This window comes from uncultured Nocardioides sp., assembly GCF_947488025.1.
Taxonomy (GTDB): domain Bacteria; phylum Actinomycetota; class Actinomycetes; order Propionibacteriales; family Nocardioidaceae; genus Nocardioides.
Genome location: NZ_CANKYS010000002.1, coordinates 100,486 through 121,927, shown reverse-complemented (window position 1 = coordinate 121,927; position 21,442 = coordinate 100,486). Strand labels below are relative to the sequence as shown.

Below are 21,442 nucleotides of genomic sequence, written 5' to 3'. Positions count from 1 at the left end.
CCAGCAAGGACTGACGCCCGTGTTCATCGCCGGCTTCCCCGCCGGACCCTGGGGGACCAACTGCTACGTCGTGGCGACGGGTCCCGGGTCTGAGTGCGTGGTCATCGATCCGGGCAAGGACTCCGCGGCAGGTGTCGACCAGGTCGTCCGTGAGCACCGGCTCAAGCCGGTGAGCGTCCTGGTCACCCACGGCCACGTCGACCACATGTGGTGCGTCGCGCCGGTCGCGGGCACCTACGACGCCACGGCCTGGATCCACCCGTCGGACCGGCACCTGCTCTCCGACCCGATGGCCGGGATGAGCCCCGAGACGACCCAGATGCTGCTCGGTGGCGACTACTCGTGGGCCGAGCCCGACGACGTGCGGGAGCTGAGCGACCTCGCCGAGCTCGAGCTCGCCGGGCTCAGGTTCGTCGTCGACCACACGCCGGGCCACACCGAGGGATCGGTGACCTTCCGGACGCCGTTCCTCGCCTCTGCGGGGGGCACACGGGGGGCGGAGCCCCCCGTGCGACAGGACGTCTCGGAGGTGATGTTCTCCGGCGACCTGCTCTTCGCGGGGTCGATCGGGCGCACCGACCTGCCCGGCGGCGACCACGCCACGATGCTGCGCAGCCTCACCGAGAAGGTGCTGCCGCTCGCCGACGACATCGTGGTGCTGCCGGGCCACGGCGAGCAGACCTCCATCGGGCGCGAGCGTGCCACCAACCCCTTCCTCCAAGACCTTCCTCAAGACCTTCCCCGAGACCTCACCCAGGACCACTGATGAGCAAGATCGCCCCGCTGAGCGGGTTCCCCGAGCTGCTGCCTGCGCAGCGCGCCGTCGAGCGCGAGGTGATCGCCTCGGTCTCGCGCACCTTCGAGCTGCACGGCTTCGCCAACATCGAGACCCGGGTCGTCGAGCCGATCGAGCGACTGGCCAAGGGCGGCGAGGTGGACAAGGAGATCTACGTCCTCCAGCGCATCGCCGCCGAGCCCGACGCGAAGGCCGAGCTGGGCCTCCACTTCGACCTCACGGTGCCCTTCGCGCGCTACGTCCTCGAGCACGCGGGCCACCTCGAGTTCCCGTTCCGACGCTTCCAGGTGCAGCCCGCGTGGCGTGGTGAGCGACCCCAGGAGGGCCGCTACCGCCAGTTCACCCAGGCCGACGTCGACATCGTCGGACGTGACGAGCTGCCCTTCCACCACGACGTCGAGGTGATGGCGGTGATGGTCGACGCGCTCGGCCGGCTGCCCATCCCGCGGGTGTCGTTCCAGTTCAACAACCGCAAGCTGATCCAGGGCTTCTACCGCGGACTCGGCATCGACGACGTCACCGACGCCATCCGGGTGATCGACAAGCTCGACAAGCTCCCCGCCGACGAGGTCGCCACCATGCTCGTCGAGCGGGTCGGTGCCACCCCGGAGCAGGCGCAGCGGTGCCTCGAGCTCGCCACCATCCGCGTCGAGGACACCTCGTTCGTCGAGCGGGTCCGCGCGCTCGGGGTGAGCGACGAGCTGCTCGACCAGGGCCTCGAGGAGCTCGCCGCCGTGGTCGAGGGTTGTCGCGCCGTCGCCGGCGACACCGTGGGCGTGGAGGCCAACCTGCGCATCGCGCGCGGTCTCGACTACTACACCGGCACGGTCGTCGAGATCTTCATGGAGGGCTACGAGCGCCTCAAGTCCGTCGGCGGGGGAGGGCGCTACGACGCGCTCGCCAGCGACGGTCGTACGACCTATCCCGGCGTCGGGGTCTCCTTCGGGGTCTCCCGCACCCTCATCCCGCTCATCTCCGACGGTGTCCTGTCCGGCAGCCGGCCGGTGCCGAGCGTCGTGCTCGTCGCGCTCAACAGCGAGGACGACCGGGCCGCCAGCACCCGCGTCGCCGCGGGGCTCCGCGCGCGGGACATCGCGTGCGAGGTCGCCCCCACCCCGGCGAAGTTCGGCAAGCAGATCCGTTTCGCCGAGCGCCGCGGGATCCCGTTCGTCTGGTTCGTCCAGGCCGACGGCACGAGCCAGGTCAAGGACATCCGCACCGGGGAGCAGGTCGAGGCCGACCCCGCCACCTGGGCGCCGCCGGAGCACGACCTCCGGCCCACCATCGTCAGCACAGCCAGCACCGTCAGCACCTCTGAGGAGAACAAGTGATCCGCACCCATGACGCCGGCGCCCTGCGCGCCGAGAACGTCGGCCAGACCGTCACCCTCGCCGGATGGGTGGCGCGTCGGCGCGATCACGGCGGGGTCGCGTTCCTGGACCTCCGCGAGCGCAGCGGCGTGGTGCAGGTCGTCGTGCGCGACGAGGCCGTCGCGCACAGCCTCCGCAGCGAGTTCTGCCTGAAGGTGGTCGGCGAGGTCGTCGCGCGCAAGGAGGGCAACGAGAACCCCAACCTCGCGACCGGCGAGGTCGAGGTCGTCGCGACCGGGGTCGAGGTGCTCTCCACCTCCGACCCGCTGCCGTTCCCGATCGACGACGCGTCCGGCCACAAGGGCGGCGAGGTCGGCGAGGAGGCGCGCCTCAAGCACCGCTACCTCGACCTGCGCCGCTCGGGTCCCAACGCCGCCCTGCGCCTGCGCAGCAAGATCAACAAGGCCGCCCGCGACGTCCTCGACGCCCGCGACTTCGTCGAGGTCGAGACCCCGACCCTGACCCGCTCCACCCCCGAGGGCGCTCGCGACTTCCTGGTGCCGGCCCGCCTCGCCCCCGGCAGCTGGTACGCCCTGCCGCAGAGCCCGCAGCTGTTCAAGCAGCTGCTGATGGTCGGCGGCATGGAGCGCTACTACCAGATCGCCCGGTGCTACCGCGACGAGGACTTCCGCGCCGACCGGCAGCCCGAGTTCACCCAGCTCGACATCGAGATGAGCTTCGTGGACCAGGAGGACGTCATCACCCTCATGGAGGACGTCCTCGAGGCCATGTGGGCCCAGGCCGGCCACACCATCGAGCGTCCGCTGCCGCGGATGACGTACGCCGACGCGATGGCGAGGTTCGGCTCCGACAAGCCCGACCTCCGCATGGGCCTCGAGCTCGTCGAGTGCACCGACTACTTCAAGGACACCACGTTCCGCGTGTTCCAGGCCGACTACGTGGGCGCCGTGGTGATGCCCGGCGGCGGCAGCCAGCCGCGTCGCCAGTTCGACGCCTGGCAGGACTGGGCCAAGCAGCGCGGCGCCAAGGGCCTGGCGTACGTCACGATCGCCGAGGACGGCGAGCTCGGGGGACCGGTGGCGAAGAACCTCACCGACGCCGAGCGCGAGGGCCTGGCCGCCCACGTCGGCGCCGGGCCCGGCGACTGCATCTTCTTCGCCGCAGGGCCGGCCAAGAGCAGCCGCGCCCTGCTGGGCGCTGCCCGCCTCGAGATCGGTCGGCGCGGAGACATGCTCGACGACTCCACCTTCGCCTTCACCTGGGTCGTCGACGCCCCGTTGTTCGAGCCGAGCTCCGACGCGGTCGCCAGCGGCGACGTCGCCGTCGGTGCCGGGGCGTGGACGGCCGTGCACCACGCCTTCACCAGCCCCAAGCCGGAGTTCGCCGACACCTTCGACACCGACCCTGGAAGCGCGCTCGCCTACGCCTACGACATCGTCTGCAACGGCAACGAGCTCGGTGGCGGGTCCATCCGTATCCACCGCGGGGACGTCCAGAAGCGCGTCTTCTCGGTCATGGGCCTGTCGGAGGACGAGGCGCAGGAGAAGTTCGGCTTCCTGCTCGACGCCTTCAAGTTCGGCGCGCCGCCCCACGGCGGGATCGCTGTCGGCATGGACCGCATCGTCGCGCTGCTCGCGGGCACCGACTCCATCCGCGACGTGATCGCGTTCCCGAAGTCCGGAGGCGGCTACGACCCGCTCACGGCAGCGCCCGCCCCCATCACGGCGGAGCAGCGCAAGGAAGCCGGTGTCGATGCGCCGCCCGTGAAGGACGTCCCGCCGGGAGAGTGATCTCCCGCACGTTTGCCGGGGCTGGGTGGCGACCGCGGGGCCAACGCGTCGTAACGGGATCGTTACCCGTCGGTGATCGTCCACGCGTCGCAGGTCACATAGAGTCCCGTTCGGCGCGGTCCCCGGAGGGGCCCGCAGGACGCCACCCAACCCGAACGTGATGGGGAGAGAATGTCGGCACCAGCGACAGGGCCCGAGACCCTGGGCTCGCTCAGCGACGAAGCGGAAGTCACCGACCCGAACAGCAAGCAGGGCAAGGAGATTGCCGGCAAGTCGCCGATGCAGATCGCGTTCGCCCGGTTGCGGAAGGACAAGATCGCGGTCGTCTGCGCGATCGTCGTGCTCTTCTTCATCCTGGTCGCGATCTTCGCCGACCTGATCGCCAAGGCGTTCGGGGTCAGCCTCGACACGGTCAGTGCGTGCGAGGTCCTCGAGTGCAACTTCGCCGAGCCCGGCGTGGGCTACCCCAAGACGGGCCCGCCGTTCCACGAGTTCGATCCCGAGCATCCCTTCGGCATCGCTCCGCGCACCGGTGCCGACAACCTGGCCCACTGGATCTACGGCTGCCGCACGTCCCTCATCATCGCGGGCGCGGCGACGCTGTTCGCGTCGGTGGTCGGCATCGTGGTCGGCCTCGTGGCTGGTTTCGCCGGTGGCGTCGTCGACCGGATCCTGTCGTTCATCATCGACTTCTTCCTCACGATCCCCTTCCTGCTGGCCGCGCTGACGATCGCCCCGATCATCATCGACCGGTTCGGCACCAGCGACAGCTACGAGACGGTGCAGATCGCCTCGCTCATCGGGATCCTGTCGCTGTTCGGCTGGATGACCGTGGCGCGACTGATCCGCGGCGAGGTGCTCTCGCTGCGTGAGCGTGAGTTCATCCACGCGGCCCGCGTGCTCGGCATGCCCACGCGGCGCATCCTGTTCCGCGAGCTGCTGCCCAACCTCACCGCGCCGATCGTCATCAGCATCTCGTTGATGCTCCCGGCGTTCGTGGCGGCGGAGGCCGGCCTGGCCTTCCTCGGCATCGGCGTGACCGGCAGCGCCTCGTGGGGCCAGACGATCGCCAACGCGGTGCCCTACTGGAGCAACTACCCCCTCTACCTCTGGGAGCCGCTGATCGGCGTCGTGGCGCTGGTCCTCGCTCTCAACCTCCTGGGCGACGCCGTACGAGACGCGTTCGACCCCAAGACCCGCCGCTGAGGCGGTTCTCCCACACACGTCACCCGGGCGCTTCCGGTGTGCGAACAACAACGAAAGGCTGGACAATGAGACGGACCAAGGCGGCGGCAGCACTCGCCACCAGCGCCGCGCTCGTGACCCTCGCCGCCTGTGGTGGCGGCGGCGGGAACGACGACGAGGGCGACAACGGCAGCGGCAGCGAAGGTTTCCAGGACGCTTCGGAGACCATCGCCAAGGACGCGGAGCGTCAGGGCCCCGCGCCCGAGGTCGAGGGCGCGTCGGCCGGCGGCACCATCACGGTGTACCTGCCGGACGACCCGGGCCCCGAGGACCTCGACCCGACCAACGGCTGGTCGGTCACGGGCAACTCGATCCAGCAGGCGCTGACGCACCGCTCGCTGACCCAGTACTCCCGTGACGAGGAGTCGGGCGAGATGATCCTCGTCCCCGACCTCGCCACCGACCTGGGCCAGCCCAACGACGACTTCACGGAGTGGACCTTCACCATCCGTGAGGACGCCACGTGGGAGGACGGCAAGCCGATCACCGCGGAGGAGGTCGCCTGGGGCATCCAGCGTTCGCTCGACTCCGAGGCCTTCCCGTCCGGTCCCGGCACCGAGTACTCGAAGACCTACTTCCTCGACGCCGACTCCTACAACGGCCCTTACACCGACAAGGGCAAGGAGTACGACGGCATCACCTTCGACGAGGGTGCCCGCACGGTCACCATCAAGATGAACCAGCCCTTCCCGGACATGGACTACTGGGGCGCCTTCATGGCGATGGGCCCGGCCCCGCTCGGCAAGGTCTCCGACCCGCCGGAGTACGGTCGCAGCCCGCTGTCGACCGGCCCCTACAAGGTCGAGTCGTTCCGCCCGAGCGAGGAGCTCGTCCTCGTCAAGAACGACGCCTGGGCGGCTGACTCCGACCCGGCTCGTCACCAGTACGCCGACAAGTGGATCTTCAAGTTCGCTGCCGACCCGACCCAGACCGACGAGCTGATGCTCAGCGGCAACACCGAGTCGCAGACGGCCCTCTCGGCCAGCATCACCGCCGAGAACTACGCCAAGTTCAACTCCGACCTGGGCGAGCGTCTCGTGCAGCAGTCGGCCCAGTGCACCAGCTTCTGGGCGCCGGACTACACCAAGACCACCCCGGAGATCCGCAAGGCCCTGGCCTACGCCTACCCGTACGAGAGCGTGTGGCAGGCCTCCGGTGAGGTCCCCGGCGTGACCCGCGTGCCGGCGAACTCGGTCATGCCTCCCGGCATGGCGGGCAAGTCCGACTACCAGGTCGACGGCGAGCAGATCACCTACCAGCCCGAGAAGGCCAAGGAGATCCTGGCCGAGGCCGGCGAAGAGGGCTACGAGATCCACATGGCCTACAACACCGGTTCGCCGACTGTCGAGGCTGCCCAGAAGCAGATCGAGAAGGGTCTCACCGACTCCGGCTTCACGGTCACGTCCTACCCCGTCCCGATCGAGACCTCGCTCTACACGATCTGGACCGACCCGGACAACAAGATCAACAAGAAGCTCAACCTGCGTGGCGTCAACTGGTGCTCCGACTGGCCGTCGGGCTCGACCATGATCCCGGCCCTGCTCCGCACCGGTGCGACCTACAACACCGCGCAGTTCTCCGAGCAGGCGATCGACGACAAGATGAACGAGATCGGCACCATGGAGCTCGACCAGCAGGCTGACGCCTGGGGCGCCCTGGACGAGGAGATCGCGACCGACTACTACCCGATCATCCCGACCGCGTTCCGCAACGACCTCTTCGCCTTCGGCGAGAAGATCGGGAACCCGACCGGTGACGGTGCCCTCGGCGCGCCCAACTACAAGGATCTCTACGTCGCTCAGTGATCCTGTGGTCGACTGACTGACTGACTGACTGACTGGATCAGTCGACCTCGCTCCACCTCGGTGTGGGGGTCCCGTGACCCGGGGCCCCCACACCACCGTGTGTCCGGCACCGCCGGCAGCTGCTCACAACCCCCGGAGGGAAACCCTCGTGTTCGCCTATGTCGTCAAGCGCCTGCTCTCGGGCGTGGTCGTCCTCTTCCTCATCTCGATGAGCGTGTTCCTGCTGTTCTGGTACGGACCGTCGGAGCCCGCCCAGACCATCTGCGACAACGACACGAGCAACCGCTGCACGCCTGCGCGCCTCGAGGTGTTCCGCGAGAACCTCGGCTTCAACAACGCGTGGTACGAGGAGTACGGCACGTTCATGAAGGGTGTCGTGGCCGGGCGCGAGATCCAGTTCGGCAGCACCACCAAGTTCCAGTGCGACGCCCCGTGCCTGGGCTACTCCTACCGGACCAAGGCTCCGGTGTTCGAGGAGATGAAGACCCGGATGCCCGCCACCTTCTCGGTGGCCATCGGCGGCGCGTTCCTCTACCTCGCCCTCGGCATCCCCATCGGCGTCGCCGCGGCCCGAAGACGCGGGACCCTGGCCGACAAGGCACTCGTCTCGAGCTTCCTGGTCATCTCCTCCATCCCCTACTACCTGTTCGCCCTGCTGACGTGGTTGTTCCTCACCATCAGCTGGGAGATACCCCTGTTCGCCGAGACCGGCTACTTCCCGATCACCGAGAACCCAGCGAAGTGGTTCAGCGGGATGCTGCTCGCCTGGCTGGCGCTGGGCGCCTTCGGGTGCACCCAGTACACCCGCTACGCCCGTGGATCGATGGTCGAGGTGCTCAACGAGGACTACATCCGTACGGCGAAGTCCAAGGGCCTGACCTCCAACTCGGTGGTCTACCGGCACGGGCTGCGTGCAGCGCTGGTCCCGGTCATCACGATCTTCGGCATCGAGTTCGGCACCCTGCTCGCCGGTACGATCTTCACCGAGAGGATCTTCGACATCGACGGGATCGGACTGTGGGCCCTCCAGGCGGTTTCCCAGCGGGACCTGCCCGTGGTCTCGGCCACCGCCCTGTTCGGCGCCGCGGTGCTCATCATCTCCAACATCGTTGTCGACGTCGTCTACAGCATTCTCGACCCCCGAGTGAGGCTCTCGTGACCATCACGTCCCCCTCGTCCGCCGCTCCCGCCAGCGACGTCGACGGACCGTTCCTCCAGGTGGAGGACCTCACGGTGACGTTCCCGACGCAGGACGGACCCGTGCAGGCCGTGAAGGGGCTGAGCTACTCGGTCGAGCTGGGCAAGACGCTCGGCATCGTGGGCGAGTCCGGCTCCGGCAAGTCCGTCTCCAGCATGGCGGTGATGGGCCTGCACGACGCGAAGTCGAGCGAGATCACCGGCTCCATCCGCGTGGGCGGCACCGAGGTCGTCGGGCTCGCCGAGAGCCGCATGCGCAAGCTGCGCGGCAACTCGATGGCGATGATCTTCCAGGACGCCCTGGCCGCGTTGCACCCGTTCTACCGGGTCGGCGACCAGCTCGCCGAGGGCTACGCGATGCACCACCCCAAGGCGTCCAAGCGCGACGCACGTCGCCGGGCGATCGAGATGCTCGACCGCGTCGGCATCCCGCAGCCCGACCGTCGCGTCGACGACTTCCCCCACCAGTTCTCCGGCGGCATGCGCCAGCGCGCCATGATCGCGATGGGCCTGATCAACGACCCGTCGCTGCTGATCGCCGACGAGCCGACCACCGCGCTCGACGTGACGGTCCAGGCGCAGATCCTCGACCTGCTGCAGGACCTGCAGCGCGAGTTCAACTCGGCGGTCATCATCATCACCCACGACCTCGGCGTCATCGCCGAGATGGCTGACGACGTGCTCGTGATGTACGCCGGCCGCTGCGTGGAGTTCGGCACCACCAAGGAGATCCTCACCAAGCCCGAGATGCCCTACTCGTGGGGTCTCCTCTCCAGCATCCCCGAGGTCGGTGCGTCCACCGACGCGCGCCTCATCCCGATCCCGGGCAACCCGCCGAGCCTGCTCAAGCCGCCGTCGGGCTGCTCCTTCCACCCTCGGTGCGCCCACCGGGGCAAGGTGCCCGGCGACCTGTGCGTCACCGAGCTGCCCGAGCTCACGTCGGCGAGCAACCGCGCCGGTCACCTCAAGCGGTGCCACCTGCCCAACCCCCAGGAGATCTACCAGACGGAAGTGCTGCCGGAGATCGCCCCCGACCTCGCCGAGGAGACCCGATGAGCCAGGACCCCAACGCGAAGGTGGCGGTCGACGCCAGCGAGGTCGGTGCCAATGCTGCGGAGACGGGCGATCGCGACCTGTCGCACCACACCGACGTCGTGGACGATCACGAGGCGTCCCGCGAGTCGCCGGACTTCCACGCGCTGGCCGAGCACGGGCACGTCGCCACCGCGCTCGACCCCGACGCCGAGCCCATCATCAGCGTCGACAACCTCAAGATGTACTTCCCCGTGAAGTCCTCCGGCCTGGTCCGGCGCACGGTCGGCCACGTGCAGGCGGTGGACGGGGTGTCGTTCCAGGTGCCGCGCGGCGGCTCGCTCGGCCTGGTCGGCGAGTCCGGTTGCGGCAAGTCCACGACCGGTCGGCTGATCACGCGCCTCTACACGCCGACCGGCGGATCGATGATGTTCGAGGGCCAGGACCTGGCCAAGCTCTCCAACCGCGAGATGCGACCCCTGCGCCGCGACGTGCAGATGATCTTCCAGGACCCCTACACCTCGCTCAACCCCCGTCACACCGTCGGCTCGATCGTGGGGGCGCCGCTCGCGGTCCACAACGTCGTGCCGAAGAACAAGATCCTGTCGCGGGTGCAGGAGCTGCTCGAGGTCGTGGGCCTCAACCCGGAGCACTACAACCGCTACCCCAACGAGTTCTCCGGCGGCCAACGCCAGCGCATCGGCATCGCGCGGGCGCTCACCCTCAACCCCAAGCTCCTGGTGGCCGACGAGCCGGTCTCGGCCCTCGACGTGTCGATCCAGGCGCAGGTCGTCAACCTGCTGCAGGACCTGCAGAAGGAATTCGACATCGCGTTCCTGTTCATCGCCCACGACCTCGCGGTGGTGCGTCACTTCTGCCCCGAGGTGGCCGTGATGTACCTCGGCAAGATCGTCGAGATCGGTGACCGCGAGACCATCTACGGCCACGCCCACCACCCGTACACGCAGGCGCTGCTCTCGGCCGTGCCCGACGTGAAGCAGGCCGCCATCGGTGGTCGGCGCGAGCGCATCCGGCTCGAGGGTGACGTGCCCAGCCCGATCAACCCGCCGTCGGGGTGCCGGTTCCGCACCCGGTGCCAGTTCGCCCAGGAGATCTGCGCGAAGGTCGAGCCGCCGCTCCTGCAGATCGGCAAGCGCCACAAGGTGGCCTGCCACTTCGCCGGCGAGCTGGGTGCCCACCCGGCGACCCCGGTCACCACCGACCTGCTCGCCGTCGACGACCAGGGCAGCCCGGTTCCGGGTGCCACGCCGACCAACGAGCAGCTCACCATCCCGGGCTACGAGAAGACCTGGTACGACCTGGAGTCCAAGCAGACCACGGGGGCCTGAGGCCGCCGCCTGACGCGGTCGGGGGATACTTCCCGGCGTGGACGGCTTGTTCGAGATTCCGGGCGCGGGGCAACCCGCGCCCGGAGCCGTACCCAGCGCCGGTTCGCTCGGTGCCAACACCCATGCCTCGGCGCCCCTGGCCGTGCGGATGCGTCCGCGCACGATCGACGAGCTCGTCGGTCAGCAGCAGCTGCGGGCCGCGGGCTCACCGCTGCGCCGGCTGATCGAGGGCGACCAGTCGATGTCGCTGCTGCTCTGGGGACCCCCGGGCACCGGCAAGACGACCATCGCGGCGATCGTGAGCCAGCAGACGCGGCGCAGGTTCGTGGAGGTGTCGGCCGTCGCCGCGGGCGTGAAGGAGGTGCGCGCCGCGATCGACGGCGCCCGCGCCGAGCTCGCCCGGGGTGGGCAGGAGACCGTCCTGTTCGTCGACGAGGTGCACCGCTTCACCAAGGCCCAGCAGGACGCGCTGCTGCCCGGGGTGGAGAACCGGTGGGTCACCCTGATCGCCGCCACCACCGAGAACCCCTTCTTCTCCGTCATCAGCCCGCTGCTGTCGCGCAGCCTGTTGCTGCGGCTGCAGTCGCTCACCGACGACGACGTCGCGGAGGTGATCGACCAGGCACTGGCCGACGAGCGCGGGCTGGCCGGCGGCACCACGCTCGACGAGGACGCCCGCGCCCACCTCGTACGACTGGCGGGCGGTGACGCGCGGCGTGCCCTGACCTACCTCGAGGCAGCCGCCGGTGCCGCGGCGAGCAACGGTCACGCCGCGATCGACCTCGCCACCGCCGAGACCGCCGTCGACCAGGCCGCCGTGCGCTACGACCGGCAGGGCGATCAGCACTACGACGTCATCTCCGCCTTCATCAAGTCCATCCGCGGCTCCGACCCCGACGCCGCGCTGCACTACCTCGCGCGCATGATCGAGGCGGGGGAGGACCCGCGGTTCATCGCCCGGCGCCTGGTCGTGCACGCGAGCGAGGACGTCGGCCTGGCTGACCCGACCGCGCTGCAGGCGGCCGTCGCTGCGGCTCAGGCCGTGCAGCTGATCGGCATGCCCGAGGCCCGGATCAACCTCGCGCAGGCCACCATCCACCTCGCCGTCGCGCCCAAGTCCAACGCGGTGATCACCGCGATCGACGCAGCGATCTCCGACGTGCGGGCCGGCAAGATCGGCCAGGTACCCGCCCACCTGCGCGACGCGCACTACGGAGGCGCCAAGGACCTCGGCCACGGCAAGGGCTACGCCTACCCGCACGACGAGCCCTACGGCGTGGCCGAGCAGCAGTACCTCCCCGACGTCCTCGTCGACGCCAGCTACTACCGGCCGACGGCGCTGGGGGCCGAGGCCGGGGTGAAGGAACGCTGGGAGCGCGTACGACGCATCGTGCGGGGTGGCTGACGCGGCTACGGTGGCGACATGCGCCTCGGATTCCACGCCTCCCACGAGCAGATCGCGCCGTCGCAGCTGCTCACCGATGTTCAGCACGCCGAGCGGGCCGGGTTCGACATGGCCATGTGCTCGGACCACTTCGGCCCCTGGAGCCGCCGGCAGGGTCACTCCGGCTATGCCTGGTCCTGGTTGGGGGCGGCGCTCGCCACGACAGGGCTCGAGCTCGGCTGCGTGTGCGCCCCGGGTCAGCGCTACCACCCCGCCGTCGTGGCGCAGAAGATCGCCACCCTCGCGGAGATGTTCCCCGGGCGGTTCTGGACCGCGTTGGGGAGTGGCGAGGCCAGCAACGAGCACATCACCGGTGAGCGGTGGCCCCGGAAGGAGGTGCGGACCCGACGGCTCGAGGAGTGCGTCGAGGTGATCCAGCGCCTGCTCGACGGCGAGGAGGTCAGCCACGACGGTCTCATCACTGTCGATCGGGCGCGCCTCTGGGACGTCCCGGCGGTGCGGCCCCGCCTCATCGGCCCGGCGGTGTCCGTCCCGTCCGCTGCGAGGGTGGCCGCGTGGGCCGACGGTCTCGTCACGATCAACCAGCCCGTCGACGTGCTGCGCGACATCGTGGCGGCCTATCGCGACGCGGGCGGCCGTGGACCGCTCGCGCTCCAGGTGCACCTGTCGTGGGCTCCGACGAGCGAGGAGGCGAACGCCATCGCCTTCGACCAGTGGCGCAGCAACGTCTTCACCGAGCCGGTGAACTGGGACACCGAGACCCCGGAGGGGTTCGACGTCATGGCCGAGCACGTCGACATGGAGGCGGTGCGCGGCGCCGTCGAGGTGTCTGATGACCTCGCGTGGCACCGCGACCGGATCGCCGAGCTGGCCTCCGTGGGCTTCGACGACGTCTACCTCCACTTCGTGGGCCAGCAGCAGGAGGGTTTCCTCGACACCTTCGGCGAGCACGTCCTCCCCGCCCTCCGGGGCTGACGCCGACGTCCGGTGTCTGCTTGTCTGGTCCGGTGAGAGTGACCGACACGAGCGACCTGTGGTGGAAGAGCGCAGTGATCTACTGCCTCGACGTCGAGACCTTCTACGACGCCGACGGCGACGGGACCGGCGACCTGGAGGGCCTGGCGCAGCGCATCGACTACCTCGCCGAGCTCGGCATCACCTGCCTGTGGCTCATGCCGTTCTATCCCAGCCCGGACCGCGACGACGGCTACGACCTGACCGACTTCTACGGCGTCGACCCGCGCCTGGGCAACCACGGCCAGCTGGTCGAGGTGATCCGCACCGCGCACGACCGCGGCATCAACGTGATCGCCGACCTGGTGGTCAACCACACCTCCGACCGGCACCCGTGGTTCCAGGCGGCGCGGCGCAGCACGTCGAACCGCTATCGCGACCACTACGTCTGGCGTGACACCGAGCCCCCGGACACGTCGAAGCTCGTCGTCTTCCCCGACCGGGAGGACTCCATCTGGGAGCTCGACGACCGCACGGGGGAGTGGTACCTCCACAACTTCTACAAGCACCAGCCCGATCTCAACCTCGCCAACCCCGAGGTGGTCGATGAGATCCTGCGGGTCGTCGGGTTCTGGCTGGAGCTGGGGTTCGACGGCTTCCGGGTCGACGGCATCCCGTTCCTGGAGCAGAACGCGAAGAACATCGGTGACCCGGCGCTGGTCGTCGACCCGCACGAGCTGATGCGGACCATCCGCAGCTTCCTCAACCGTCGCGCCGGCCACGCGATGATGCTGGGCGAGGTCAACCTGGCGCACGCGCAGCAGCTGGCGTTCTTCGGCGGCGAGGCGGCCGACGAGCTGCAGATGCAGTTCGACTTCATCGGGATGCAGGCGACCTACCTCGCGCTGGCCAGGGAGGACGCAGGTCCGATCGTCACCGCGCTCGAGGAACGCCCGGCCATCGGGGCCACCTGCCAGTGGGCGACGTTCCTGCGCAACCACGACGAGCTCACCCTCGACAAGATCTCCGACGCCGAGCGCCAGGAGGTCTTCGCGGCCTTCGGGCCGGAGCCGGAGATGCAGCTCTACGACCGCGGCCTGAAGCGGCGGCTCCCCACCATGCTCGGCGGCGACCCCCGTCGGATCCGGATGGCCTACAGCCTGATGTTCTCCCTCCCCGGCACGCCGACGCTCTACTACGGCGAGGAGATCGGCATGGGCGAGGACCTCGAGGCCGAAGGCCGCATGGCCGTACGCACCCCGATGCAGTGGAGCGGCGGGCGCAACGGCGGGTTCTCCACCGCCGCACCCTCCCGTCTCGTGCAGCGGGTCGTTCCGGACGCCTACGGGCCCGAGCACGTCAACGTCGTGTCGCAGATGCACGACCCGGAGTCGCTGTGGAGCTTCATGCGCAAGCTGATCAGCATCCGGCGCACCTGTCCCGAGCTGGGGTGGGGGACGTGGAGCGTGGTCGAGCAGCCGTCCGCCCAGGTGCTGGTGCAGCGGTGCCAGCTCGACGGCAGCGCCGTCGTGACGGTGCACAACCTCGGTGCCGAGCCCGTCGTCGTCGACGTACCGGTCGATCCGCGCGACGAGGACCTCGAGGCGGTGGACCTGATGGCCGAGGAGGTGGTGACCGGGGCCGCGACGACGCGCGTGGCGCTGGACGGCTACGGGTTCCGCTGGCTGCGGGTGCGCCCGACGGGTGACCTCTCGATCCCATGAGGCTTGTAGGCTCGGCGCCGTGACGAACGAGCAGGTGGGGCTGGCGGCAGCCGGTGCGGTGGCGCTGGTGGCGCTCGTCGTCGCCCTGCTCGCGCAGCGCCGCGCCCGCCGCGCCGAGGCGCTGGTGTCGTCGCTGGCCGAGCGTGTCGCCCTGGTGTCGACCCCCGCCGCCCAGGCGCCCCCCGTCGCCGACAGCGGCACGACCGCCTTCGTGATCACCGAGGTGGGAGCGTCCGACGACGAGCCCGACGAGGCACCCGGTGCCGCTGCGGCGGTGCCCGTGGCCCGGCCCACCGACGGCCGGCTCTTCACCGACATCGTCGCGCGCGAGACGGTGGTGAAGGCCGCCGGCTGGACCCACGGCCTGCGCCGCGCCCTGTCGCCCGAGACGCGCAACCGGATCCGGTTCGCGGTGCGGCAGGAGACCAGGGTCGCCGGACGCGAGCGCCGCGCGGAGATGAAGCAGGCCCTGCGTGAGTTCCGCGCCCGCGAGCGCGCAGCCGTGCGGGAGGACGTCGCCTGATGGGTCGCCCTCTCTGGTTCGTCGCCGGGGCGGGGGTCGGGGTGTACGCCGCTGCCCGCGCCCGCCGCGCCGCCGAGTCCCTCACCGCCGACGGCCTGCGCGACCGGGTCCGCGGCTGGCAGGCCGGTGCCCGGGTCTTCGCCGAGGAGGTCCAGCAGGGCCGCACCGAGCGCGAAACCGAGTTGCGCGAGCAGCTCGGGCTGAGGCCCCATGGACCACCCGAGCTCTCGAGTGGTTTCGAGGCTCGCACCGCTCGCCCCTCAACCACCGACGCAGAGAAGGACCACTGATGGACACCGCCGAGATCCGCCGCCGCTTCCTCGCGCACTTCGAGGCCGCCGGACACGCCGTGGTGCCCTCCGCCTCGACCCTCGCCGACGACCCCAACCTGCTGTTCGTCAACGCCGGCATGGTGCCGTTCAAGCCCTACTTCCTCGGGCAGGAGACGCCGCCGTTCGACCGCGCGACGAGCGTCCAGAAGTGCATCCGCACGCCCGACATCGAGGACGTCGGCAAGACCACCCGGCATGCCACCTTCTTCGAGATGTGCGGCAACTTCTCCTTCGGCGACTACTTCAAGGAGGGCGCCATCGAGCTGGCGTGGTCGCTGGTCACCAACTCCGTGGAGGAGGGCGGCTACGGCCTGGACAAGGAACGCCTCTACCCGTCAGTGCTGGTCGGCGACGAGGAGGCCATCGGCCTCTGGATGAAGGTCACCGGGCTGCCCCGCGAACGGATCGTCCAGCTCGGCCCCAAGGAGAACTACTGGTCGATGGGCGTGCCCGGACCCGGTGGACCGTGCTCGGAGATCCTCTTCGACCGCGGCCCCGAGTTCGGCCCGGACTTCGACGTCGCCACCCTCGGTCCCGACATGCCGGTCGAGCTCGAGGACCGACTCCTGGAGATCTGGAACCTCGTCTTCATGCAGGACGACCTGAGCGCCGTGCGATCGAAGTCCGATTTCGACATCGCCGGCTCGCTGCCGAAGAAGAACATCGACACGGGCATGGGCCTCGACCGCGTCGCCCTGCTGCTCCAGGGCAAGAAGAACATGTACGAGATCGACATCGTCTACCCCGTCATCGCGCGGGCCGAGGAGCTGACCGGCAAGAAGTACGGCGTCGATCGTGCCGACGACGTTCGCTTCTGCGTGGTTGCCGACCACGTCCGGTCCTCGATGATGCTCATCGGCGACGGCGTCACCCCCGGCAACGACGGACGTGGCTACGTCCTGCGCCGGCTGCTGCGCCGCGCGGTGCGCTCCATGCGCCTGCTGGGCTGCGAGGACCGCGTGCTGCCCGAGCTGATGCCCCTCTCCCGCGACGTGATGGGGCCGGTCTACGGCAACCTGGTCTCCGACTGGGAGCGCATCTCGCAGGTGGCCTACGCCGAGGAGGACGCGTTCCGCAAGACGCTGCAGGCCGGCACCCAGATCTTCGACACCGCCGCGTCCGAGGTGAAGACGTCAGGCGGGACCACGCTGTCCGGTGAGCGGGCCTTCGCCCTGCACGACACCTACGGCTTCCCCATCGACCTCACGCTCGAGATGGCGGCCGAGCAGGGCCTCGCCGTCGACGAGCAGGGCTTCCGCGGCCTGATGGCCGAGCAACGCGAGCGCGCCAAGGCCGACGCCCGCGCCAAGAAGGGCGCCCACGGCGACACGGCCGTCTACCGCGGCGTCTTCGACGAGCACGGCCCCACCGAGTGGCTCGCCTACGAGACGCTGGAGACGGAGTCGAAGCCGCTCGCCCTCCTCAGCGGAGGTTCACCGGTGACGCGGCTGGCCGAGGGCGAGGTCGGCGAGCTGGTGCTCGACCGCACCCCGTTCTACGCCGAGTCCGGCGGCCAGGTCGCCGACGCCGGCACGATCGTCTTCGACGGCGGACGGCTCGAGGTGCTCGACGTCCAGCGCCCCATCAAGGGTCTCGTCGTCCACCAGGTGCGCGTGCTCGAGGGCGAGCTGGTTTCGACAGGCTCAACCGGCGAGAAGGGGCTGCTCCACGCCCGCGTTGACCCCGAGTGGCGCACCGGCGCCCGTCAGGCGCACTCCGGCACCCACGTCGTGCACGCCGCGCTGCGCGAGGTGCTCGGCCCGACCGCGCTGCAGTCCGGCTCCTACAACCGCCCCGGCTACCTCCGTCTCGACTTCGGCTGGACCTCGGCGCTCAGCCCCGAGCAGGTGCGCGACATCGAGCTCGTCTCCCAGCAGGCGCTGCGCGCCGACCTGCCGGTGTCGTGGGACTACATGACGCTCGAGCGGGCCAAGGAGTGGGGCGCGATCGCCCTGTTCGGCGAGACCTACGACAACACCAAGGTCCGGGTCGTCGAGATCGGCGGACCCTGGTCGCGCGAGCTCTGCGGCGGCACGCACGTCGACCACGCCTCGCAGATCGGCACCGTCGTGGTCACCGGCGAGACGAGCGTGGGGTCGGGCAACCGGCGCATCGAGGCGCTCACCGGCGTGGAGGGCTTCGGCTACCTCGCCCGCGAGCGCGACGTCGTCGCCCAGCTCACCGGCCTGCTCAAGACCCAGCCCGACGACCTCGTCGGCCGCGTGCAGGGCCTCACCGAGCGGCTGCGCGCCGCGGAGAAGGAGCTGGAGAAGGCCCGCCTCGCCCAGCTCCTCGGCGCGAGCGCCGACCTGGCTGCCGGTGCGGCGCAGGTCGGTCCCGTCAAGGTCGTGGCCCACCGCGCCGACGGCGCCGGCGGGGGTGACGTACGCAACCTGGCGATGGACGTGCGTGGCCGGCTCCCTCAGGGTGAGCCCGGCGTCGTGGTCATCATCGGTCAGGCCGACGGCAAGGTGTCGGTCGTGGCCGCCACCAACGACGCGGCACGGGCGCGCGGGTTGTCCGCCGGCGAGCTGGTCCGCTCGGTCGGACCGTTGCTCGGCGGCAAGGGCGGCGGCAAGGACGACGTCGCCCAGGGCGGCGGCACCGACGCCTCGCGCATCGACGAGGCCCTCGAGCTCGTCACCCGTGAGGTCGCCGCGAGGGCGCAGGTCTGAGCGTGCGGTTCGGAGTGCGGCTGGGCGTCGACCCGGGGGATGCCCGGATCGGCGTCGCCAGCAGCGACCCCTCCGGGTTCCTCGCCACGCCGGTCGAGACGGTGCGCAGCGGCGGGGGCGACGTACGTCGTCTTGCGCAGCTGGTGACCGAGCTCGGGGCGGTCGAGGTCGTGGTCGGCCTGCCGCGCTCCCTCAACGGGACCGAGGGGCCTGCCGCGGCGAAGGCGCGTGCGCTCGCCGGGCGGCTGGCCCGCCGAGTTGCCCCCGTGCCCGTCAGGCTGTGTGATGAACGACTGACCACGGTGTCGGCCGAGTCGATCCTGCGCGAGCAGGGCCGGCGCGGGGCCAAGCGACGCGCCGTGGTGGATCAGGCAGCCGCTGTGCTGATCCTGCAGACTGCACTCGACACGGAGCGGTCGAGCGGGCAGCCACCGGGAGAGATCGTCGAGGTGACGGAGACAGATGACTGAGCACGAGGGCCGGGCGGACGAGGCCGTGCGTCCGGACGAGCGCGAGGAGCTCGACGAGCTCGAGGACCGCGACTACGTCCCGGGCGGCAGGCGCCGCAAGGGACGCGGTCTCAAGGGCTGCGTCGCCGTCCTGGTCGCCCTCGTCGTGCTCCTCGGGGGCTTCTACGTCGCGCTGACCCAGGGCGTCTCCTGGGTCGCCGACCAGTTCCAGGGTCCCGACGACTATCCCGGGCCCGGCACCGGCTCCGTCGAGTTCACCGTCAACGAGGGCGACTCCACCGCCCAGATCGGTCGCAACCTCAAGGCCGACGGCGTCACCAAGTCCGTCCAGGCCTTCATCGACGCCGCCGCCGGGGAGCCCGACGCGGCCGGCATCCAGGTCGGCGCCTACGAGCTCCAGAAGGAGATGAAGGCCGCCGACGCCCTCGAGGTCCTCATCGACCCCGACAACCTCATCGGCTTCCCGACCGTCACGATCCCCGAGGGCCTGCGGCTCACCGAGATCGTCTCGACGCTGGCGCAGAACACCGACTTCCCCGAGCGCGCCTGGAACCGCGCGCTCCAGCAGCCCGACCGCCTCGGCCTGCCCGACTACGCCGAGGGCAACGCCGAGGGGTACCTGTTCCCCGCGACCTACGAGGTCAAGCCGGGGATGAAGCCGGTCCGCATCCTCAAGATGATGGTCGACCGCTGGCGCGAGGCGGCCGACGCCGCCGGCCTGGAGGAGCGGGCCGCCGAGCTGGGCAAGACGCCCGGCGAGCTGATGATCATCGCCTCCCTCATCGAGGCCGAGGGCCGCGGCGACGACATGCCCAAGATCTCGCGGGTCATCTACAACCGCCTCGACGGTCCCGGCGACAAGGGCGGCACCAACGGCACGCTCGGCATCGACGCCTCGATCGCCTACGGGCTCGGGCTCTCGCCCGGCTCGACCGAGCTGACCCCCGAGCAGCTCGCGGAAGACACGCCCTACAACACGCGCATCAACGCCGGCCTCCCGCCGACGCCGATCGAGGCCCCGGGTGACGACGCCATCGCGGCGGCGGCCAACCCGGCCGACGGGCCCTGGTACTACTACGTCACCGTCAACCTGGAGACCGGCGAGACGAAGTTCTACGAGGACTACGACGACTTCCTGGTCGGACGCGACGAGTACAAGACCTACTGCGAGACCTCGGACCGGTGCTGACCCGCCGGTGCGGCGTGCTGGGCGACCCGATCGCCCACTCGCTGTCGCCGGTGCTGCACCGAGCGGCGTACGCCGAGCTCGGGCTGGACTGGGCCTACGACGCCCACCGGGTGGCCTCCGGTGGGCTCGGGGCCTTCCTCGACGGGCTCGACCCCGAGTGGCGCGGGTTGTCGCTCACCATGCCCCTCAAGCGTGAGGCGCTTCCGCTGGTCGACCGGCTCAGTGACCGGGCGCGCCTGGCGGGGGCGGTGAACACCGTGGTCCTCGAGGACGATGGCACCCGCTCGGGGGACAACACCGACCTGCCGGGTGCCGTCGCCGCGATCCGGGAGCGTACGACGTCCCCGCTGGCGACGGCGGCGATCCTCGGCGGCGGCGCCACGGCCACGTCGGTCGGGCTGGCGCTGGCCGACCTCGGCGTGTCGCTGATCAGGCTGGCGGTGCGTGACGCGGCCCGCGCCGAGGAGACCGTGACCGCCCTGCGCGCCCACCCGGCTGCTCCGGAGGTGGTCGTCGAGCCACTGGAGGGCGGACAGTGGAGCATCGGGCCCGACCTACGGGCCGCGGGCTCCACCGTCGACATCGTGGTCTCGACCATCCCCGCGTCGGCGCAGACCCCCGAGCTGGTCGCCGGTTGCGCCGACGTGGCGGCCGTCTTCGACGTCCTCTACGCCCCGTGGCCGACCCCGCTGGCCGCCTCGGCCGACGGACGGGTGCTCGTCGGCGGTCTCGACCTCCTCGTCCACCAGGCGGCGCTGCAGGTCGAGCTGTTCACCGGTCTGGTCGCTCCGCTGTCGGTGATGCGAGAAGCAGGCGAACGCGCCCTCGCGGCGCGCAGTGCCGGTTGAATGTCCCCGTGACCGACACCGTGCTCGACCCCGCGCTCGCCGCGCTCGTCGCGGCCGTGCTCGCCGGGCTGGGCGGGCTGCTGGTGCCGCGACTGATCGCGCGGGTGCCGGAGCCCGCCCCCCAGCCCGCCGCCGTACCCGTGCCGGCGGACGGCGCCCACGCGGACGAGCCGCCCAAGATGCTCTACGCCGAGATCGCGGCGCGGCCCGGGCTCGCGTGGCGGAGCGGGCTGCTCTCGGCCGCCGCCGGCGCGTTGCTCGGCGCCGCCACCGGTCTCGACTGGCCGCTGCTGTGGCTGGTGCCGCTCACCCCGGTCGCGGTCGCGCTGTCCGTCATCGACTGGCACACCCGGCTGCTGCCCCGCGTCGTCGTCGTACCCGCGACCCTCGCCGCGGTCGTCGTGGTCACGGCCGTGGCGCTGGCCACCGGGGAGCGTGACGCGCTCGTGCGCGCCCTCGTCGCGATGGTGATCGCGCGCTCGTTCTTCTGGGTGCTGTGGTTCGTGCGGTCGGCCGGCATGGGCTTCGGTGACGTCCGGCTGGCGGCGCCGGTGGGGTTGGTGCTCGGCTGGACCGGCTGGGGCGCGCTGGCGATCGGGCTGTGGGCCAGCTTCATGCTCTTCGTCGTCCCGGCGCTGGTGGTGCTGATGGCGCGGCGGGACCGCAGCCTGCTGAAGAAGTCGTTCCCCTTCGGCCCGTTCATGGTCGGCGGGGCGCTGGTGGGTCTCGTCTGGGGGACCGCGCTCGCTGGGCGCATCTGGGGCTGAGAGACTTCAC

The 21,442-nt window shown here is 70.5% G+C and carries 18 protein-coding genes; all 18 read left to right on the top strand.

All coding sequences use genetic code 11. From position 1 onward, the window contains the following. The first annotated feature begins 19 nt into the window (after window positions 1-19). The 18 genes from Q1B24_RS03940 (at window position 20) to Q1B24_RS03855 (ending at window position 21,432) form a co-directional block, all read left to right on the top strand. Window positions 20-766: an MBL fold metallo-hydrolase gene (locus Q1B24_RS03940; protein WP_299923505.1), complete on the top strand. Its 747-nt coding sequence runs from the start codon at window positions 20-22 to the stop codon at window positions 764-766. Further along, window positions 766-2,127 carry a histidine--tRNA ligase gene (gene hisS, locus Q1B24_RS03935; protein ID WP_299923502.1) on the top strand — a complete coding sequence of 454 codons (1,362 nt, stop codon included), beginning with the start codon at window positions 766-768 and terminating at the stop codon, window positions 2,125-2,127. Before Q1B24_RS03940 ends, hisS begins: the two co-directional genes overlap by 1 nt. Then, the gene (aspS, locus tag Q1B24_RS03930; RefSeq protein ID WP_299923499.1) at window positions 2,124-3,917 is read left to right on the top strand and encodes an aspartate--tRNA ligase; all 1,794 of its coding nucleotides are present in this window, start codon (window positions 2,124-2,126) and stop codon (window positions 3,915-3,917) included. Before hisS ends, aspS begins: the two co-directional genes overlap by 4 nt. A 171-nt stretch (window positions 3,918-4,088) precedes the next feature. Next, window positions 4,089-5,123: an ABC transporter permease gene (locus Q1B24_RS03925; protein WP_299923495.1), complete on the top strand. Its 1,035-nt coding sequence runs from the start codon at window positions 4,089-4,091 to the stop codon at window positions 5,121-5,123. Window positions 5,124-5,188: 65 nt separating this feature from the next. Continuing rightward, window positions 5,189-6,967, top strand: coding sequence for an ABC transporter substrate-binding protein (locus tag Q1B24_RS03920; RefSeq protein ID WP_299923492.1), 1,779 nt, complete (start codon window positions 5,189-5,191; stop codon window positions 6,965-6,967). Window positions 6,968-7,115: 148 nt separating this feature from the next. Next, on the top strand, window positions 7,116-8,126 hold the full coding sequence (locus Q1B24_RS03915; RefSeq protein ID WP_299923489.1) for an ABC transporter permease: 1,011 nt from the start codon (window positions 7,116-7,118) through the stop codon (window positions 8,124-8,126). Beyond that, entirely contained in the window at window positions 8,123-9,220 is a 1,098-nt protein-coding gene (locus Q1B24_RS03910) for an ABC transporter ATP-binding protein (protein WP_299923486.1), read from the top strand. Before Q1B24_RS03915 ends, Q1B24_RS03910 begins: the two co-directional genes overlap by 4 nt. After that, window positions 9,217-10,545 carry a dipeptide ABC transporter ATP-binding protein gene (locus Q1B24_RS03905; RefSeq protein WP_366916421.1) on the top strand — a complete coding sequence of 443 codons (1,329 nt, stop codon included), beginning with the start codon at window positions 9,217-9,219 and terminating at the stop codon, window positions 10,543-10,545. The genes Q1B24_RS03910 and Q1B24_RS03905 overlap by 4 nt, the downstream gene beginning before the upstream one ends. Window positions 10,546-10,591: 46 nt before the next feature. After that, window positions 10,592-11,950, top strand: a complete 1,359-nt coding sequence (locus Q1B24_RS03900; RefSeq protein WP_299925063.1) for a replication-associated recombination protein A — start codon at window positions 10,592-10,594, stop codon at window positions 11,948-11,950. An 18-nt stretch (window positions 11,951-11,968) separates the two neighbouring features. After that, a complete protein-coding gene (locus Q1B24_RS03895; protein WP_299923483.1) occupies window positions 11,969-12,925 on the top strand; it encodes a TIGR03885 family FMN-dependent LLM class oxidoreductase in 957 nt (318 codons plus the stop codon). A 32-nt stretch (window positions 12,926-12,957) separates the two neighbouring features. Beyond that, entirely contained in the window at window positions 12,958-14,628 is a 1,671-nt protein-coding gene (locus Q1B24_RS03890; protein ID WP_299923480.1) for an alpha-amylase family protein, read from the top strand. Window positions 14,629-14,647: 19 nt separating this feature from the next. Next, window positions 14,648-15,151 carry a hypothetical protein gene (locus Q1B24_RS03885; RefSeq protein WP_299923477.1) on the top strand — a complete coding sequence of 168 codons (504 nt, stop codon included), beginning with the start codon at window positions 14,648-14,650 and terminating at the stop codon, window positions 15,149-15,151. Then, window positions 15,151-15,441, top strand: coding sequence for a DUF6167 family protein (locus Q1B24_RS03880; protein WP_299923474.1), 291 nt, complete (start codon window positions 15,151-15,153; stop codon window positions 15,439-15,441). Before Q1B24_RS03885 ends, Q1B24_RS03880 begins: the two co-directional genes overlap by 1 nt. After that, window positions 15,441-18,158, top strand: coding sequence for an alanine--tRNA ligase (gene alaS / locus Q1B24_RS03875; RefSeq protein ID WP_299923471.1), 2,718 nt, complete (start codon window positions 15,441-15,443; stop codon window positions 18,156-18,158). The genes Q1B24_RS03880 and alaS overlap by 1 nt, the downstream gene beginning before the upstream one ends. 2 nt (window positions 18,159-18,160) lie before the next feature. Beyond that, window positions 18,161-18,628 (top strand): Holliday junction resolvase RuvX, encoded by a 468-nt coding sequence (ruvX, locus tag Q1B24_RS03870; RefSeq protein ID WP_299923468.1) that lies wholly within the window; start codon window positions 18,161-18,163, stop codon window positions 18,626-18,628. Continuing rightward, entirely contained in the window at window positions 18,621-19,817 is a 1,197-nt protein-coding gene (gene mltG, locus Q1B24_RS03865) for an endolytic transglycosylase MltG (RefSeq protein ID WP_299923465.1), read from the top strand. The genes ruvX and mltG overlap by 8 nt, the downstream gene beginning before the upstream one ends. Next, complete coding sequence (locus Q1B24_RS03860; protein WP_299923462.1) at window positions 19,811-20,665, top strand: shikimate dehydrogenase; 855 nt, start codon at window positions 19,811-19,813, stop codon at window positions 20,663-20,665. The genes mltG and Q1B24_RS03860 overlap by 7 nt, the downstream gene beginning before the upstream one ends. 8 nt (window positions 20,666-20,673) lie before the next feature. Then, the gene (locus Q1B24_RS03855) at window positions 20,674-21,432 is read left to right on the top strand and encodes an A24 family peptidase (RefSeq protein WP_299923459.1); all 759 of its coding nucleotides are present in this window, start codon (window positions 20,674-20,676) and stop codon (window positions 21,430-21,432) included. Window positions 21,433-21,442: the final 10 nt, after the last annotated feature.

Excerpts from the sequence above, each read along its gene's own strand:
- Q1B24_RS03920 (WP_299923492.1), top strand. The coding sequence starts at position 5,189 with ATGAGACGGACCAAGGCGGCGGCAGCACTCGCCACCAGCGCCGCGCTC.
- Q1B24_RS03880 (WP_299923474.1), top strand. The coding sequence starts at position 15,151 with ATGGGTCGCCCTCTCTGGTTCGTCGCCGGGGCGGGGGTCGGGGTGTAC.
- Q1B24_RS03925 (WP_299923495.1), top strand. The coding sequence starts at position 4,089 with ATGTCGGCACCAGCGACAGGGCCCGAGACCCTGGGCTCGCTCAGCGAC.
- alaS (WP_299923471.1), top strand. The coding sequence starts at position 15,441 with ATGGACACCGCCGAGATCCGCCGCCGCTTCCTCGCGCACTTCGAGGCC.
- Q1B24_RS03895 (WP_299923483.1), top strand. The coding sequence starts at position 11,969 with ATGCGCCTCGGATTCCACGCCTCCCACGAGCAGATCGCGCCGTCGCAG.
- mltG (WP_299923465.1), top strand. The coding sequence starts at position 18,621 with ATGACTGAGCACGAGGGCCGGGCGGACGAGGCCGTGCGTCCGGACGAG.
- hisS (WP_299923502.1), top strand. The coding sequence starts at position 766 with ATGAGCAAGATCGCCCCGCTGAGCGGGTTCCCCGAGCTGCTGCCTGCG.
- Q1B24_RS03905 (WP_366916421.1), top strand. The coding sequence starts at position 9,217 with ATGAGCCAGGACCCCAACGCGAAGGTGGCGGTCGACGCCAGCGAGGTC.